This is a genomic window from Glycomyces lechevalierae (assembly GCF_027622945.1).
Lineage (GTDB): Bacteria > Actinomycetota > Actinomycetes > Mycobacteriales > Micromonosporaceae > Glycomyces > Glycomyces rutgersensis.
The window spans coordinates 511,166-526,301 of record NZ_JAPZVQ010000002.1; the positions used below are offsets into that span (position 1 = coordinate 511,166).

16 protein-coding genes are annotated in these 15,136 nt (G+C 71.1%); 10 read left to right on the top strand and 6 right to left on the bottom strand.

The features are described 5' to 3' along the window. The first annotated feature begins 5 nt into the window (after positions 1-5). From O2L01_RS06035 to O2L01_RS06050, 4 genes are read left to right on the top strand one after another with little or no spacing between them, the layout of a single operon-like run. The gene (locus tag O2L01_RS06035; RefSeq protein WP_270120996.1) at positions 6-1,229 is read left to right on the top strand and encodes a hypothetical protein; all 1,224 of its coding nucleotides are present in this window, start codon (positions 6-8) and stop codon (positions 1,227-1,229) included. Next, positions 1,229-2,401, top strand: a complete 1,173-nt coding sequence (locus tag O2L01_RS06040; RefSeq protein WP_270120997.1) for a hypothetical protein — start codon at positions 1,229-1,231, stop codon at positions 2,399-2,401. Before O2L01_RS06035 ends, O2L01_RS06040 begins: the two co-directional genes overlap by 1 nt. Before the next feature lie 34 nt (positions 2,402-2,435). Further along, complete coding sequence (locus O2L01_RS06045) at positions 2,436-2,726, top strand: YbaB/EbfC family nucleoid-associated protein (RefSeq protein ID WP_270120998.1); 291 nt, start codon at positions 2,436-2,438, stop codon at positions 2,724-2,726. After that, on the top strand, positions 2,723-3,103 hold the full coding sequence (locus tag O2L01_RS06050) for a hypothetical protein (RefSeq protein WP_270120999.1): 381 nt from the start codon (positions 2,723-2,725) through the stop codon (positions 3,101-3,103). Before O2L01_RS06045 ends, O2L01_RS06050 begins: the two co-directional genes overlap by 4 nt. 99 nt (positions 3,104-3,202) lie before the next feature. On the opposite strand, the gene O2L01_RS06055 is transcribed toward O2L01_RS06050, so the two are convergent. The 3 genes from O2L01_RS06055 to O2L01_RS06065 are packed head-to-tail and all read right to left on the bottom strand — an operon-like array spanning position 3,203 to position 6,396. Further along, positions 3,203-4,039, bottom strand: coding sequence for a carbohydrate ABC transporter permease (locus tag O2L01_RS06055; protein ID WP_270113647.1), 837 nt, complete (start codon positions 4,037-4,039; stop codon positions 3,203-3,205). A gap of 3 nt (positions 4,040-4,042) precedes the next feature. Further along, positions 4,043-5,029: a carbohydrate ABC transporter permease gene (locus O2L01_RS06060; RefSeq protein ID WP_270121000.1), complete on the bottom strand. Its 987-nt coding sequence runs from the start codon at positions 5,027-5,029 to the stop codon at positions 4,043-4,045. Beyond that, positions 5,026-6,396, bottom strand: a complete 1,371-nt coding sequence (locus O2L01_RS06065; protein WP_270121001.1) for an extracellular solute-binding protein — start codon at positions 6,394-6,396, stop codon at positions 5,026-5,028. The genes O2L01_RS06060 and O2L01_RS06065 overlap by 4 nt, the downstream gene beginning before the upstream one ends. Positions 6,397-6,512: 116 nt before the next feature. Between O2L01_RS06065 and O2L01_RS06070 the strand changes: the two genes are divergently transcribed. Genes O2L01_RS06070 through dgoD form a run of 3 tightly spaced genes read left to right on the top strand, consistent with a single transcriptional unit; the run spans position 6,513 to position 9,666 of the window. After that, positions 6,513-7,742, top strand: a complete 1,230-nt coding sequence (locus O2L01_RS06070; protein WP_270121002.1) for an ROK family transcriptional regulator — start codon at positions 6,513-6,515, stop codon at positions 7,740-7,742. Positions 7,743-7,751: 9 nt separating this feature from the next. Continuing rightward, positions 7,752-8,489, top strand: a complete 738-nt coding sequence (locus O2L01_RS06075) for an SDR family NAD(P)-dependent oxidoreductase (protein ID WP_270121003.1) — start codon at positions 7,752-7,754, stop codon at positions 8,487-8,489. A 31-nt stretch (positions 8,490-8,520) separates the two neighbouring features. Further along, positions 8,521-9,666, top strand: a complete 1,146-nt coding sequence (dgoD, locus tag O2L01_RS06080) for a galactonate dehydratase (protein ID WP_270121004.1) — start codon at positions 8,521-8,523, stop codon at positions 9,664-9,666. Between the two features lie 66 nt (positions 9,667-9,732). Here the strand turns inward: dgoD and O2L01_RS06085 are convergent, their stop codons facing one another. Beyond that, positions 9,733-10,497, bottom strand: coding sequence for a hypothetical protein (locus O2L01_RS06085; protein WP_270121005.1), 765 nt, complete (start codon positions 10,495-10,497; stop codon positions 9,733-9,735). 41 nt (positions 10,498-10,538) lie between these two features. On the opposite strand from O2L01_RS06085, the gene O2L01_RS06090 reads away from it, so the two are divergent. Continuing rightward, positions 10,539-11,678 carry a DNA recombination protein RmuC gene (locus O2L01_RS06090; RefSeq protein WP_270121006.1) on the top strand — a complete coding sequence of 380 codons (1,140 nt, stop codon included), beginning with the start codon at positions 10,539-10,541 and terminating at the stop codon, positions 11,676-11,678. Positions 11,679-11,844: 166 nt separating this feature from the next. Here the strand turns inward: O2L01_RS06090 and O2L01_RS06095 are convergent, their stop codons facing one another. Further along, positions 11,845-12,807, bottom strand: coding sequence for a 4-hydroxy-3-methylbut-2-enyl diphosphate reductase (locus O2L01_RS06095; RefSeq protein ID WP_270121007.1), 963 nt, complete (start codon positions 12,805-12,807; stop codon positions 11,845-11,847). Positions 12,808-12,944: 137 nt separating this feature from the next. On the opposite strand from O2L01_RS06095, the gene xseA reads away from it, so the two are divergent. After that, positions 12,945-14,147: an exodeoxyribonuclease VII large subunit gene (xseA, locus tag O2L01_RS06100; RefSeq protein WP_344469405.1), complete on the top strand. Its 1,203-nt coding sequence runs from the start codon at positions 12,945-12,947 to the stop codon at positions 14,145-14,147. Next, the gene (locus O2L01_RS06105; RefSeq protein ID WP_270121009.1) at positions 14,147-14,356 is read left to right on the top strand and encodes an exodeoxyribonuclease VII small subunit; all 210 of its coding nucleotides are present in this window, start codon (positions 14,147-14,149) and stop codon (positions 14,354-14,356) included. The genes xseA and O2L01_RS06105 overlap by 1 nt, the downstream gene beginning before the upstream one ends. A gap of 56 nt (positions 14,357-14,412) precedes the next feature. On the opposite strand, the gene O2L01_RS06110 is transcribed toward O2L01_RS06105, so the two are convergent. Continuing rightward, positions 14,413-15,078 carry a DUF4245 family protein gene (locus tag O2L01_RS06110; protein ID WP_270121010.1) on the bottom strand — a complete coding sequence of 222 codons (666 nt, stop codon included), beginning with the start codon at positions 15,076-15,078 and terminating at the stop codon, positions 14,413-14,415. Positions 15,079-15,136: the final 58 nt, after the last annotated feature.

Here is a 15,136-nt window from a genome sequence, read left to right on the forward strand (position 1 = left end):
GCCGCATGGCCGACGACTCAGACATCACGAACGATGAGAAACCGGGCGACAGCACCGGCGAGAAGATCGGCGGCGCCATCCCGGGCGTCAAGCAGTTCCTCAACAGCAAGAAGGTGATCGAGGACGCGATCGAGTCCGACGAGGTCACCTTCGCCAACGCGGCCACCACCGTCACCGCCGACATCGCCAGCCTCGGCCTCGAAGCCTTCGCCGCGTACACGAACCCGCTCGGGATGCTCGTCAACGTCGGCCTCGACTTCGTGCTGAACCTGTTCGAGCCCGCGAACAAGCTCATCACCTGGCTCTCCGGCGACCCCAACCAGATGTCCGACCTGCAGGAGCGGTGGCGCCAGTTCAAGAACACCCTCATCGCCCTGCGCGAAGAGGTCGACAAGGCCTGGGAGTCCTCGCTCGCCACCTCGCAGTCGCCGACCACCGACGCCGCCAAGGACAAGGTCAGCGGCATGGCCGCCGCCATCGCCGGCGTCGCCTCCGAGATCGCGCAGATCGAGTCGCTCATCGGTGGCGCGCAGGTCCTGTCGAAGGCCATCTTCGAGGTCGTCAAGGCGCTCCTCTCGGCGCTCGTCGAGCAGGTCATCATCTACGGCCTCGCGTCGCTCGCGCTGGCGTGGACGACCGGCGGCGGCTCGATCGCGACGTTCCTGGTGTGGGCGACCCGCTCGACCGCGGCCGAGACGGCCACCATGTTCATGAAGGTGCACATGGCCAACCAGCTCGGCAGCCAGCTCGGGTCGATCGGCATGGACGTCCTCAACTCGACGTTCCGCCAGTCCTCCTCCGAGATGCTGCAGTGGGCCGGCGGGCTCATCTCGAACTGGGCGGGCGGGGTGCAGGGCACCGGCGTCCCCGGGCTGGGCGGCCCGAACCCGGCCTCCTCGAACCCGTCCGGCGGCATGGCCGCGTACATCGACGTGGACCCCGAGGAGTTCAACGTGGGCGCGGGCGAGCTGCGCCGCCTCCAGGGCAACGCCGAGTCGCTGTCCACGGCCGTCAACGGCGACACCGAGACCGATTTCTGGACGTGGGGCCTCGCCTGCCGGGCCTGGCTCGACGACTACAACCAGCAGCGGGTCGAGATCGCCGGCGACGTCGCCCTCATCTCCCCTGCGCTGGAAGGGAACGCGCAGCGTTTCGAGGAGACCGCGGCCGCTTACGAGGACGCGGACGTGCAGGCCTCCGAGGACATCAAGGTCGCCGGGGGCAAGTAGTGCTTGGTCTGGACCGCAAGAGCATCCCGAAGGACCTCGCGCTGTCCTACCGGCGCGACCCGCACCTGTACCGGGAGCTCGGCGGCCGGCACCTGCGGTCGAAACCGCTGTACCACCGCGACTCCCGGGCCGAGGTCCTGGACTCACCGTTCATGGTGTCGCTCGAGCCGCCGGTCCCGCCGGAGGGCTCGGGCGTGCTCGAACTGCAGCTGGACGCGGCCGCGACGATGCCGGTCGCCATGGTGGACGGCACCCCGGTCGCGGTCGGCGAGGGCACCGTCTTCGCGGTGCTTCCCGCAGGGCGGCATGTGATCGCGGTGCAGGGCGCCGCGACGTGCAGCCCCGTCGTCGCCGACATCGAGCCGGGCGAGACGGCGACCCTCGTCTGGTACGAGGAGGCCGACCGCTTCACGGTCTCGTTCGGGACGCGGCGCGTCGACCCGCTGCCACCGGCGTCGCCGCTGGCGCTGTACCACTGGGCGATCGCCGTGTTCGCCGTCTGCGGACTGCCGCTGGCCACGGTGAACCTGTTCAGCTGGGGCGAGACCGCCAGCCGCGCCACCGTCGTCGCGGTGCTCGTGCTCGGCGTGGCCCTGCTCCCGCTGCTGCCGTGGCGGAAACGCGAGCGCGCCCGCCTCGCGGCGCTGCAGCTCGAACAGGAGCGCGGCGGGCAGTCCCGGCCCGTCCACTTCCCTTGGGACGGACCGCAGGTCGACGACCGGCCCGCGCTCCTCGGCGACCGCCCCGAGCGGCTGCCGGACTTCGCTCCGGGCCAGGGCGCACTGATACTCCGCACGAAGGCGCACCGTCACTTGTGGAAGGACGGCGAGGGCGTCACCGCCCGCGACGCCGAGCTGGCGGCGCAGCCCGTCGGGCCGCCGACCGTGCGCATCGACGGCCTGGAGCAGCCCGCGAGCTGGGGCAACTGGTGGTACCCGCTGCGTCCCGGCCCGCACACGGTCGAGATCGAGGGCATGGACCGCTTGGAGCGCTTCGACATCGACATCGCCGCGGGCGAGACGACCGCGCTGCGCGCCGACGCGCACCGGTTCGTCCACCGCGGCCCCGACCGCGGTCTCGTCCACGACGAAGGCGCGCTCTACCTCGAAGCCGAGGAGTTCAGCGCCGCGTGGATGGGCGACCCGGAGCGGCGCCTCGCCTACTGGCGCTGAGCGAAAGCCCCCACGAGGAAAGGAGAGCCGTCAGATGCACGGTGATATCAACGGCAGGATCGCCGCGGTTCAGCAGATGGCCGCGGAGCTGCGCGCGGAGGCGGTCTCCGAGGGCGGCGCCGTGCGCGTCGTCGCCGGGCCCGGCGGCGAGGTCAAGGAGATCGACCTGCGGCTCAACGCGTTCGAGATGAGCGGCGTGGAACTCGGCGAACTCACCGCCGCCACGGTAAAACGCGCCACCGCCGACGCCGACCGGCGCCTCTCGGAGGAGATCCGCGGCGTGGTCGGCGACGTCTTCGGCGCCGCACAGGAGGAGCAGCTATGAGCGACAACGTGAACCGGCCGGACCCCGCTGAGGTCGTGGCCGAGTTCGAGCGGCTGAAGGCCGAAGCCGAGGCGACGGTCCGCAGGTTCGACGAGATGGCCGCCGAGTTCGGCACCGACGCTGTGGAGGTCTACTCCGAGGACCGCCAGCTGCGCGTCAAACTCGACGCGAACGGCAATGTGGACCAGATCGGGGTCGAGGAGACCGCGATGCGGAACCGCCAGACCCTCGGCCGCGCCATGGTCCTCCTCATCGCCGAGGCCCGCGCCGAGCACCAGCGGCGCACCACCGAGATGGCCCGCCGCATGCTCGGCGACCGGTTCGACCTCGACGCGATCATGGCCCGCTACACGCCGAAGCAGGGCCCGCAGCGCTGAGGGGCGATGGACCGGAGACTTGACCCCGGCTGCCCGGCCCACCGCCCCGGTCGTGCACCGGCGCCCTGACGAGACGAGTGGCAGGGCGCCGGAAATCCGTTACTTCAGGCCCGAAGTCGAGAAGCCCTGCACGAAGAACCGCTGGAAGAACAGGAACATCAGCAGGACCGGCAGGATGAACAGGGTGCTGCCCGCGGCCAGGAGGTTCTGCACCGGGAAGCCCTTCTCGTTCACGTACCCGGCGGTCATCGCGACCGCGAGCGTCGTGCGGTCGGAGCTCAGCAGCAGGCTCGGGGCGATGTAGTCGCCCCAGGCGGCGGTGAAGGTGAGCACCATGCACGCGGCCAGGACCGGCCAGGACTGCGGGATGAAGATCCGCCAGAAGATGCGCACGTGGCCGCAGCCGTCGAGGATCGCGGCCTCCTCGAGCTCCTTCGGCATGCCGGAGAAGAACTGCCGGAACAGGAAGATCATGTACGCCGCGCCTGAGAGCCCCCACAGGATCCACGGCACGTACGTGTCGACCAGGCCCATCTTCGCGAACATCAGATAGGTCGGGATGAGCGTGATGATGCCGGGCATCATCATCGTCGAGATGAGCAGCCCGAACCAGAACTTCTTGCCCGGGGCCGAGAGCCGCGCGAAGCCGTACGCCATCCACGCCGAGGAGATCGTGGTCAGCACCGCCGAGAGCGTGGCGAGGATGAGCGAGTTGCGGGCGTAGCCGAGGAAGTCGATGAACGTGATCGCGTCGATGTAGTTGTGCCACTGGGGCGTCGACGGGAGCAGCTGGATCGGGAAGACCGACAGCTCGTTCGGGGCCTTCAACGAGGTGAGGATGAGCCAGCCGAGCGGCCCGGAGAAGATCACCGCGAGGACGATCAGGCAGATGTACAGGGCCGTGACGCGGGCCCGGCGCGCGATGGTCTCGGTCATTGGTCAGTCCTTGCGTTCCGAGGGGTCGACGCCGCCGTAGAAGACCGCCCTGTTGCCGATCTTGAAGACCACGCCGGTGATGAGCAGCACGAACAGGAACAGCACCCACAGCAGGGCCGAGGCGTATCCGAAGTGGCTCTTGGCGAAGTACTCGGCGTAGACGTGCACCATGAAGAAGTAGTTGCCCTCGGGCACGGCCGTGACGGCGGCCGCGCCGTTGACGGGCGCGAGCAGCAGCGAGGGCACGAACACCTGGAGCGAGCCGATCACGCCGGTGACCACCTGGAAGAAGATGATCGGGCTGAGCAGCGGCAGGGTGATCCTGAAGAACGAGTAGACCGGGCCCGCACCGTCCACTTTGGCGGCTTCGAGGAGTTCCCGGGGCACGTCCTGCAGCGCGGCGAGCGAGACGATCATCGATCCGCCCACGCCCCACAGGATCATGAAGATCAGCACCATGCGCACGTAGGGGTCGGCGAGCCAGGAGATCGGCTCGCCGCCCGTGGCGCCGATCGCGGCGTTGGCGAAGCCCGCGTTCTTGTCGAAGATGATCTTGAACGTCAGGGCCGCGGCCACGCCGGGCACGACGGCGGGCAGGTAGAACAGGGCCCGGAACAGCGCGCGGCCGCGGAAGTCGCGGTTGAGCAGGACCGCCATCGCGAGCCCGGCGGCGACGCCGGTGGGCACGGTGGCGAGCATGAAGACCATGGTGCGACCCAGGGACGCGATGGTCTGCTGGTCCTGGAACACCCTGACGTAGTTGTCGAGGCCCACATAGGACCAGTTCGGGGAGAGCCCGTCGGTGTTGGTGAGGCTCATCCAGAACGCGTAGGCGAGCGGGAAGATCGTCAGCAGGACGAACCCCGCGATCCACGGCCCCACGAACAGGTAGAACGTGCGGGTGCGTTGGCCCGCCCGGCCGCGCTTCCCACTGCGCGGCCGGGCGGTTCCGGGGGGAGTGTCCCGCAGCGCTTCGAGCGTCGCGGTCACTTGACCAGCTCCTTGCCTTCGTCGATGAGGGCGTTCATGTCGTTGTTCAGCGTGTCGGCGAGCGCGGCGGCGCTGGTGCCGTCGTTGATCGCGTCGGGCAGGTACTGGTTGAGCACCGCGTCGAGCGCTTCGACCTTGACGTACGGGGTGAAGGACAGGACCTTGAAGTAGTCGGCCTCGGCGTCCTGGACGGTGAGCGCCTGGGCCTGGGCCGGGGTGCCGGTGGGCAGGTCGGCGCGGAGCGACAGGAGGCTCGGCAGGCCCCAGCCGCCGGCGGCGCGGTCCTTGGCGGGCTGGCCGCCCATGAACCACTCGAAGAGCTTCCAGGCGTCGTCGTGGTTCTTGGAGGCCTTGGGAATCCAGTAGCCGGTCGCGCCGAAGCAGGGGCTGATGCGCTCGGCGCCCATGACCGGGGCCGGGGCGAAGCGGGAGGTCTCGGCGAGCGCGGGCTCGGCCGCGATCGAGCCGCCGAACCAGTAGCCGGACCAGCTCATCGCGAGGCGGCCGGTCTGGTACGGGGGCCAGTCCCAGCCGTCGGGGTTGGGCTCGACGGGGCTGAAGCCGACCCTGGCGCGGGCGTAGTCGAGGTACCAGGAGAGGGCCTGCTGCCCTTCGGGCGAGGAGAAGTCGAGGGAGCCGAGGTCGTCGGCGAAGAGGCTGCCGCCGGCGGAGGCGGTCATGTTGACCATGGTGATGAAGAGGCCGAGGCCGCCCGCGGAGAGGCCGTAGACGGAGGTCGTGTCGCCGTCCTTCTGGGTGAGCTGCTTGCCCAGCTCGAGCCACTGGTCGTAGGTGACCGGCTCGGTGTCGGAGAGGTAATCGACGCCGGCGGCGTCGAACAGCGCGGTGTTGTACCAGATCATGGCGTCCTGGGAGTAGTCCTTCGCCAGGCCGTAGCGCGGGCCCTTGCCCTGGACGGAGCCGTCGTAGCGCCACACGTCGTTGATCGGGTCGATGTCGTCCTCTTTGAGCAGTTCGCTCTTCGCGAAGTAGTCGTCGAGGGGCAGGGCGAGGTCGCGGGCCACGATATACGGCGTCTCGACGGCGCCGAGGCCGCGGACGAGGTCGGGGGCGGTGCCGCTGGCGAGCATCGCGGTGAGTTTGGTGGTGTCGACCTCGACGCGCTTGATCTTGAGGCCCAGGGCCGCTTCGGCGGCCTTGATGTCGATCTCGTTCTCCGGGGCCATGACCGTGAGGGTCGTCTTGCCGCCGTCCGAGCCGCCTGCCGAAGGGGCGCAGGCGGAGAGGGCTCCGGCGCCGGCCGCGGCGGCCGCGCCGAGGGCGGTGCCGCGCATCAGCGAACGACGGGACAGCTCCGTCTTGGACGGTGCCGCCTGGGACGCCGTCGTCCCGAGGGATCCACGCATGGGTTTTCGCCTTTCAGGGAAGGGGTACGAAAGTCTGTGGACGAAGGCTAGCTCCACTCACATAAGTACGTCAATAGTCTTGACACAGATTTATGAGCGGGTTGTATGATCGGCGCATGCCCCGGACGAAGAGCGGATCCCTCCAGTCACTGCGCCGGGCGAACCAGGAACGACTGCTGACCCTCTTGCTGCGCAAGGGGCCCACGCACCGCGCCGAACTCGCCCGTCGCGCCGACCTGTCCCGTACCACCGTGTCGACCATCGTTACCGAACTGATGTCGCGCGGCCTGGTGATCGAGCAGGACGGCGACCCCGACGGGGACGGCCGCGCCAAAGAGACGCTCGCGATCAATCCGGGCGCGGCCGTCGCGCTCGGCCTCGACTTCACCTTCGACCACGTCTGGGTGCACCTCTCCGACTTGGCGCACAACGAGATCGCGGGCGCCGGCCGGGCCGTGGACCCCGATCTGGGCTGGGCGGAGCGGATCGACGTCGCCGCCGACCTCCTCGACGCCCTCATCGCCGAGCACGCGCTCGACCGGGGACGGATCGTGGGCGCCGGCATCGGCCTGCCCGGGCCCATCGAGAAGGCGACCGGGATCGTCTCCACGTCCCTCCCCGACCAGCCGTGGTCCCATGTGCACGCCGCGGACGAGTTCCAGCGGCGCCTGCGCCTGCCGGTCGCCATCGAGAACAACACCCGGCTCGAGGCCGTCGCCGAGGCCTACAGCGGCGCGGGCCGCGGGGTCCGCGACCTCATGTACGTGGGCCTGTCCAGCGGCATCGCCGCCGGGCTCATCCTCGACGGCCGGGTCTTCCGCGGCTCGGTGGGCGCCGCCGGGGAGCTCGGCCACACGTCGGTCCATGTCGACGGACCGGCGTGCCCGTGCGGCAACCGCGGCTGCCTCGTCCTCCACGCCGGCATCCCGGCCGTGCTCGCCGCGCTGCGGCCCCACTTGGGCGCCAAGGCGACCGTGGAGGACGTGCTCGCCGCCGCCGCGGCGGGCGACCGCGCCTGCGAGGGCGTGCTCGCGGACGTCGGCCAGATGACCGGCCGCGTGCTCGCCAGCCTCTGCAACCTGCTCAACCCCGAGCGCATCGTCGTCGGCGGCGAGCTCTCCCGCGCCGGCGAAGTGCTCCTCGACCCGCTGCGCACCGCCATCCGCCGGTACGCGCTCACCCTCGTGCGCGAGGTCGACGTCGTCCCCGCCGCCCTCGACCTCGGCGCCCGCGCCGGAGCGGTCGGCGGCGCGGCCCTCATCCTCCGCGAGCGCCCCGGCCTCGCCTCGGCCCTCGTCGACCTCACCGAACCGCAGGCGGGCAAGCCGCCCGGCGACGGGCGATAGGGTCGCCGCATGAATCGATTCGAGGGCAAAGTCGCTGTCGTCACCGGGGGCGCGAAAGGCATCGGGGCCGCCACCGCGCGGCGCCTCGCGAGCGAGGGCGCGGTCGTGTACGTCGCCGACGTCGACCGCGAGCACGGCGAGAAGACCGCGGCCGACATCGGCGGGAACGTCCACTTCGTCCACTGCGACGTCGGCAGCAGTGCCGACTGGGCGGCACTCGCCGCCGAGATCGAAGGCGGCCAGGGCAAGGTCGACGTGTTCGTCTCCAACGCCTACGCGATCCGCTTCGGCCCCGCGCACCTGCTCGACGAGGACGACTGGGACCGCACCCTCGAGGTCACCCTGAAAGCGCTCTACCTGGGCTTCAAAGCCCTCACGCCGCTCGCCCCCGCGACCGGCGCGGCCGTCGTCGCCGTCTCCTCCGTGCACGCCCACGCGTCGTTCCCCGGGTTCGCCGCGTACGCCGCCGCGAAGGGCGGCGTCAGCGCGCTCGCACGGCAGCTCGCCATCGAGTACGCCCCCGGCGTGCGCGTCAACACCGTCGTCCCCGGCCCCATCCTCACGCCCCAATGGGACGGCGTCCCGGCCGAGAGCATCGCCGACGAATCGGGACGCACCCTCCTGGGGCGCATGGGCGGCGCCGAAGAAGTCGCCGCCGCCGTCGCCTTCCTCGCCTCCGACGAGGCCGGTTTCATCACCGGAGCCGAACTCCCCGTCGACGGCGGCTGGCTCATCCGGCACCGCTGACCCCACAGCTCCACAAGAGATAGAGGTTCCCTTGAACATCGCCAGAATCGAGACCTTCTTCGTCCGGCCCCGCTGGCTCTTCGTACGCGTCGAGACCGACGACGGCCTCGTCGGCTGGGGCGAGCCGATCGTCGAGGGCCGCGCCGAAGCCGTCGCCAGCGTCGTCGAAGCCCTCGCCGACCGCCTCATCGGCGCGGACGCCACCCGCATCGAGGACCACTGGCAGGTCATGACCAAGGGCGGCTTCTACCGGGGCGGACCGGTGCTCTCCAGCGCCGTCGCCGGCATCGACCAGGCCCTGTGGGACCTCAAGGGCAAGGCCCTCGGCGTGCCCGTCTACGAACTGCTCGGCGGCGCCGTGCGCGACACCGCCCGCGTATACACCTGGATCGGCGGCGACTCCGCCCAGGCCCTCGCCGAGGACGCCTTGCGCGCCAAGGAGAACGGCTTCGACGCCGTCAAGTGCAACGCCTCCGCGCAGATCGGGCACATCGAGACCGCCGCGCAGGTGCACCGCATCGTCGACCAGTTCACGGAGCTCCGCGCCGCCGTGGGCGACGACTTCGACTTCGCAATCGACTTCCACGGCCGCTTCTCGACTGCCATGGCCCGCCGCGTCCTCCCGCTGCTCGAACCGCTGTTCCCGCTGTTCGTCGAGGAGACGGTCCTCCCCGAGTTCTCCCGCGACCTGGGAGCGGTCACCGCGAGCACCTCGATCCCGATCGCCACCGGCGAGCGGCTCTACTCGCGCTGGGACTACCGGGACGTGCTCTCCACCGGCATCGCGGTCGCGCAGCCGGACCTCTCGCACGCGGGCGGCATCTCCGAGGTGCGGCGCATCGCGGCCATGGCCGAGGCGTACGACGTGGCGCTGGCCCCGCACTGCCCGCTCGGGCCGATCGCGCTCGCCGCGAGCCTGCAGGTGGACTTCGCGTCGCCGAACTTCCTCATCCAGGAGCAGAGCCTCGGCATCCACTACAACCGGGACAACGACCTGCTCGACTACCTCGTGGACCCGGCGGTGTTCGCGTTCACGGACGGGTACGTCGAGCGGCCCACCGGGCCCGGCCTGGGCATCGAGGTCGACGAGGCGGCGGTGCGCAAGGCCGCCGAGGACCCGCACCGGTGGCGCAACGAGATCTGGCGCCTGAAGGACGGCTCGTTCGCCGAGTGGTGAGGTGCAACGAGAAGGGCTCCCGCCGCGATGCGACGGGAGCCCTTGCCGTTCAACCGGTCTGAAGTCCTACTCGAACCCGCCGAAGTCGCCTCCGCCGAAGTCCCCGCCTCCGAAATCGCCGCCGTCGCCGCCGCCCATGTCGCCGCCGCCGTCGCCGCCCATGTCGCCGCCGTCAGCGCCCGCGTCCCCGCCGTCACCGCTGTAGTCGCTGCCTTCGATCGCGCCCATCGCGTAGGCGGGGGCGATCATCGCGTCGAAGACCATCATGCCGACGAACACGCCCGCGGCGCCCGCGAGCGCGGGCTGCCACCAGGGCGTGTTGTACCAGCCGGCGGGCACGGGACGGCCGTCGACGCGGCCGCCCGGGTAGTAGTGGCGGTTCTCGTCGCTCGGGTCCGGCGAACCGGTGTAGGTGCGGCCCTCGACCTCGGCGCTGACCGGCTCGGTGAGCGCGCCGGTGCGGCGCTTGCCGACCAGGGACGGCACTTCGGGACCGGGGTCGATGCCCATCGCGGTGCGGGCGGCCCGCACGTACAGGAGGCCTTCGATGGCGGTCTCGGCGACGAGCCGGTACTGGTTGATCGTGCGCGCCGACTCGAGCTGCGAGCCCGCGGCGGTGTAGCGCTCGCCGGCGTCGGCGAGGGCCTGGCCCGCGGCGAGGTCGTCCCCCGGGGCGACGAGGTTCATGGTCTGGCCGCCGAGGCGCTCGTAGAGGCGGCGGGCCTCGGCCTCGGCGTCGGCGAGTTCGGCCACCGCCCGCTTCTTATTGGACTGCACCACGAAGAAGATGACGACGATCGCGACGACCAGCAGGGTCAACCACAGCTCCATGTCCCGAGCCTACCCGCGGTCGCGCGCCTACACTGGCCCGTATGACGTGGGTCCTATTGGCGGTGGTGTGCCTGGCGGCGGGCGGTTTCGGCGGCTGGTTCGCGGGGCGGTCGCGGCAGGCGGCCGAGCTGGCGGCGGCCACGGCCCGCCTGGAGGCGGCGGCGGACAACGAGCAGCGGCTCGAGGCGACGTTGAAGGCCGTCGCGTACGAGGCCACGGACCATTCGCGGCAGGCCGTCGGGCAGGTGCTCGCGCCGATCGCGGAGACGTTGGCGCGCTACGAGAACCGTCTCGGCGATGTGGAGCGCGCCCGGGTGGACGCGTACGCGCAGTTGCGGATCCAGCTCTCGGGGGTCGCGGACATCTCGGAGGACCTGCGGGAGCAGACCGGGCGGCTGCTGGGGGCGCTGCGGTCGCCGCAGGTGCGCGGGCAGTGGGGCGAGGTGCAGCTGCGGCGGATCGTCGAGGCGGCCGGGATGGTCGAGCACTGCGACTTCTCCGAGCAGCACTCGGGACTCGTCGACGGGCGCGGGGTGCGGCCCGACCTCGTCGTGCGGCTCTCGGGCGGGCGGACGCTCGTGGTGGACGCGAAGGCGCCGCTGCAGTCGTACCTGCAGGCGCTCGAGTCGGAGGACGAGGCGGGACGCGACCAGTTGCTGCGGATGCACGCGAAGCATCTGCGGCGGCATGTGGAGTCGTTGGCGGGCAAGGAGTACTGGCGGGCGTTCGAGGACACGCCGGAGATGGTGGTGCTGTTCGTGCCGGCCGACGCGTTCCTGGACGCGGCGCTGCGGGGCGACCCGGCGCTGCTGGAGGACTCGTTCGCGCGGGGCGTGGTGATCGCTTCGCCCGCGACGCTGATGGCGCTGCTGCGGACGGTGGCGCACACGTGGCGGCAGGAGGCGCTCGCGCAGCACGCCAAGGAGGTGCACAAGCTGGGGCGCGAACTCCACGAGCGGCTGGGCGCGGTCGCGGGCCACTTCTCGCGGCTCGGCTCGTCTTTGGAGGCGGCGGTGGGGTCGTACAACGCGGCCGTCGCGAGCGTCGAATCGCGGCTCCTGGTGACCGCGCGGCGCTTCAGCGAACTCGAGGTCGCGGGCGAACCGCCGGAGTCCCCGGCACCGGTGATCACGCCGACGCGGAAGCCCAGTTGGGAAGCGGTGGAGGACTACCGGGCCTGACGAACCCGCCCGGGGGCAGTCCCCCGCCCTCCCAGGGGGGCGACCCCAGGCCAAGTCTCTCGCCGGGGTCCGACAGAACACCCCGGTTCTTACCGTCGTAAGGAAAAGTGTCACCCGAAAGAGGTCGCCGCGGCGCTGACGCCGCGACGCCCCGCGTCGTCGGCGCTCAGGCGCGCCCGGCGGCCTTCAGGTCCTTCGCGAGTTCGCGCGGGAGCGAGAAGGCGATCTTCTCGGTCACCGGCTCGAACACCTCGACATTCGCGAAACCGCGCTTGGCCAAGTGCGCCAGGACGTCCTGCACCAGGTTGTCCGGCACCGAGGCCCCCGAAGAGAGGCCCACAGTGGACGCCCCTTCGAGCCAGGCCTCGTCGATCTCGTGCGCGAAGTCGATCAGGTACCCGGCGCGCGCGCCGTGCTGCACCGCGACCTCGACCAGCCGCACCGAGTTCGAAGAGTTCTTGGAACCGACCACCAGCATCACGTCGCACTCCGCCGCGATGTCCTTCACCACCTGCTGGCGGTTCTGCGTCGCGTAGCAGATGTCGTCGCTCGGCGGGCTCTGCAGCATCGGGAGGCGCTGCTTCAGCCGCCCGACCGTCTCCATCGTCTCGTCCACCGAGAGCGTCGTCTGCGACAGCCACACGACCTTCTCCGGGTCGCGCACCTTCACCTGGTCGACCGCGTCCGGCCCGTCCACGAGCTGGATGTGCTCGGGCGCCTCGCCAGAGGTCCCGATGACCTCCTCGTGGCCCTCGTGGCCGATGAGCAGGATGTCGTAATCCTCCTCGGCGTACCGCACGGCCTCCTTGTGCACCTTCGTCACCAGCGGGCACGTCGCGTCGATCGCCTTCAGGCCGCGCTCGGCCGCCTGGTCGTGCACCTCGGGCGCCACGCCGTGCGCCGAGAAGACCACCACCGATCCCGGCGGCACTTCCTCGTTCTCCTCCACGAACACCGCGCCCTTGCCGGCCAGGGTCTCCACCACATGCCGGTTGTGCACGATCTCCTTGCGCACGTAGACGGGAGCGCCGTAGAGCTCCAGCGCCTTCTCGACGGTCACCACGGCCCGGTCCACGCCCGCGCAGTACCCGCGCGGCTTGGCCAACAACACTCGCTTCGGGTCTGCCACGCCTCGATGGTATCCGGCCGCCCGGTTTCGTCACACCCTGCAGTTAGTCTGGCCACGTGACCGACGCAGCGAGCAGCGCCACCGACAGTCCCAGCGACACCCCCTCCCCGCGCCCCGCCACCGGCCCGGGCGCGCCGATGAGCGCCGAGAACCCGTGGCCGCTGCGGGTCGTCTCCAAGAAGATCGGCGACTGGCTCGCCCGCCTCGGCGAGGTCTGGACCGAGGGTCAGATCACCGAGATCAGCCACCGCGGCCGCACCGTCTACCTGACCCTCCGCGACCCCTCCGCCGAGGTCTCGATGCGCGTGGTCGACTTCAACGGCGCCATCGCCGCCTGCGACCCGCCCCTGCGCGACGGCGCGCAGGTCGTCATCCGCGCCCAGGCCCAGTGGTGGGACAAGAACGGCTCGCTCTCGCTCCACGTGCGCGAGATCCGGCAGGTCGGCCTCGGCGAACTCCTCGCCCGCCTCGAACGCCTCAAGAAGCTCCTCGCCGCCGAAGGCCTCTTCGCGGCCGAGCGCAAGAAGCCGCTCCCGTTCCTGCCCTACCGGATCGGGCTCATCACCGGCCGCGCCTCGGACGCGATGCGCGACGTCCTCAAGAACGCGAAAGCCCGCCTGCCCTCCGCGGACTTCGAGGTCCGCGAGGTCGCCGTCCAGGGCCCGCGCGCCGTCACCGAGGTCTGCGCCGCGCTGGCCGAGCTCGACCGGGACCCCGACATCGAGGTCATCGTCATCGCGCGCGGCGGCGGCTCGATGGAGGACCTGCTGCCGTTCTCGGACGAGACGCTGTGCCGCGCGGTCGCCGAGGCCGTCACGCCCGTCATCTCCGCGATCGGGCACGAACCGGACACGCCGATCCTCGACTACGTGGCCGACTGGCGCGCCTCCACCCCCACTGAGGCCGGCAAGAAAGTGGTCCCCGACCTCGCCGAGGAGCAGCGCGGCCTGAACATCTGCCGCACCCGGCTGCGCCAGGCGCTCAACGCGATGCTCACCCGCGAGACCGACGGGCTCGCCGCGATGCGCGCCCGGCCCGTGCTCGCGCGGCCCGAGACGATGCTCGAGGCCCGGGCCGATGTCGTCGCGAACCTCACGCACCGCATGCGCGCGCGCGTGGACTCGCGGCTCGAGCGGTCGACGGACGACCTGGAGCACCTGCGGGCGCGGCTGCGGTCGCTGTCGCCGCAGTCGACGCTCGACCGGGGCTACGCGATCGTCACCGACACCGAATCCGGTGCGGTGCTGCGGGAAGCGACGGCGGCCGGCGAGGCCATCGAAGTGCGGCTGGCGGCGGGATCGCTGCGGGCCGCGGTCGTACACACACGAGAGGACGGGTAGTGAGCGAGGAACGCTTGACGTACGAGGAGGCCCGGGCCGAGCTCGTGGCCACGGTCGAACGGCTCGAAGCGGGCGGGGCCACCCTGGAGGAGTCCCTGCAGCTCTGGGAGCGCGGCGAGAAGCTGGCCGATCTGTGCCAATCGCACCTCGAAGGCGCGCGCGAGCGCCTCAAGGCCCGCACGGAGCCGGACGCGGAAGACGACGACTGAGCGCCGGCCTCGAGACCGCCGGAGTGCAGCTCTCAGGGCGAGATCGACGGGGGCCGTCAGGCGCCCGCGGCCTCGGCCACGCCTTCGGCGAGTTCGGGCAGGTCGGCCACGCCGTCGGGTTCGGCACTGAGCACGACGGTCTCGCCGCCGATCTCGGCCACCCAGGTCTCGCCGCTGCCCGTTTCGTATGCGGCCCATTCGATCCCGGCCGCCTCGACCGGGGTCCCGGCGCCGGACAGGTCCTCGTTCACGTCGGCGAGCGAGCCGTTGGTCTCCGCGAGCTGCAGGCCGTTGCCATCGGGCGAGTAGTAGCCGGTCCGGAGCGTGACGGTCTCCTCGTCGACGGCGAGGTCGGTCGAGATCGCCTTCCACTCCTCGTCCAGCTCGGGCTCGATCGCGGCCAGGCCGAGGCTCGCGGCCGTCGCGTGGTTCTCGCTCGTGTCGACCACGCTGACCTGCCGGTCCGAGGCCAGCCAGTTCCATCCGACGTAGAACAGCCCGATCGGCACGAGCAGCACCGCCATGGACATGGCCATGTCGCGCAGCCTGCGCGGTTTCGGACGCGCGGGCTTGACCGCCTCGCCGTCGGCGGCGGCCGCGCCGCCCTCGGCAGTGCCGCTTTCAACCGTGCCGCCCTCGGCAGCGCCCTGATCGCCAGTGCTGCCGTCGACCGCGCCATCGACCTCGGCTGCGGGCTCGGTCTTGACCTCTTCGGTGGACATGGCTCCATCCTGAACGACCGCCTGACCGCCCGCGGCACCGGCCCGCCTCGGCGTGGCG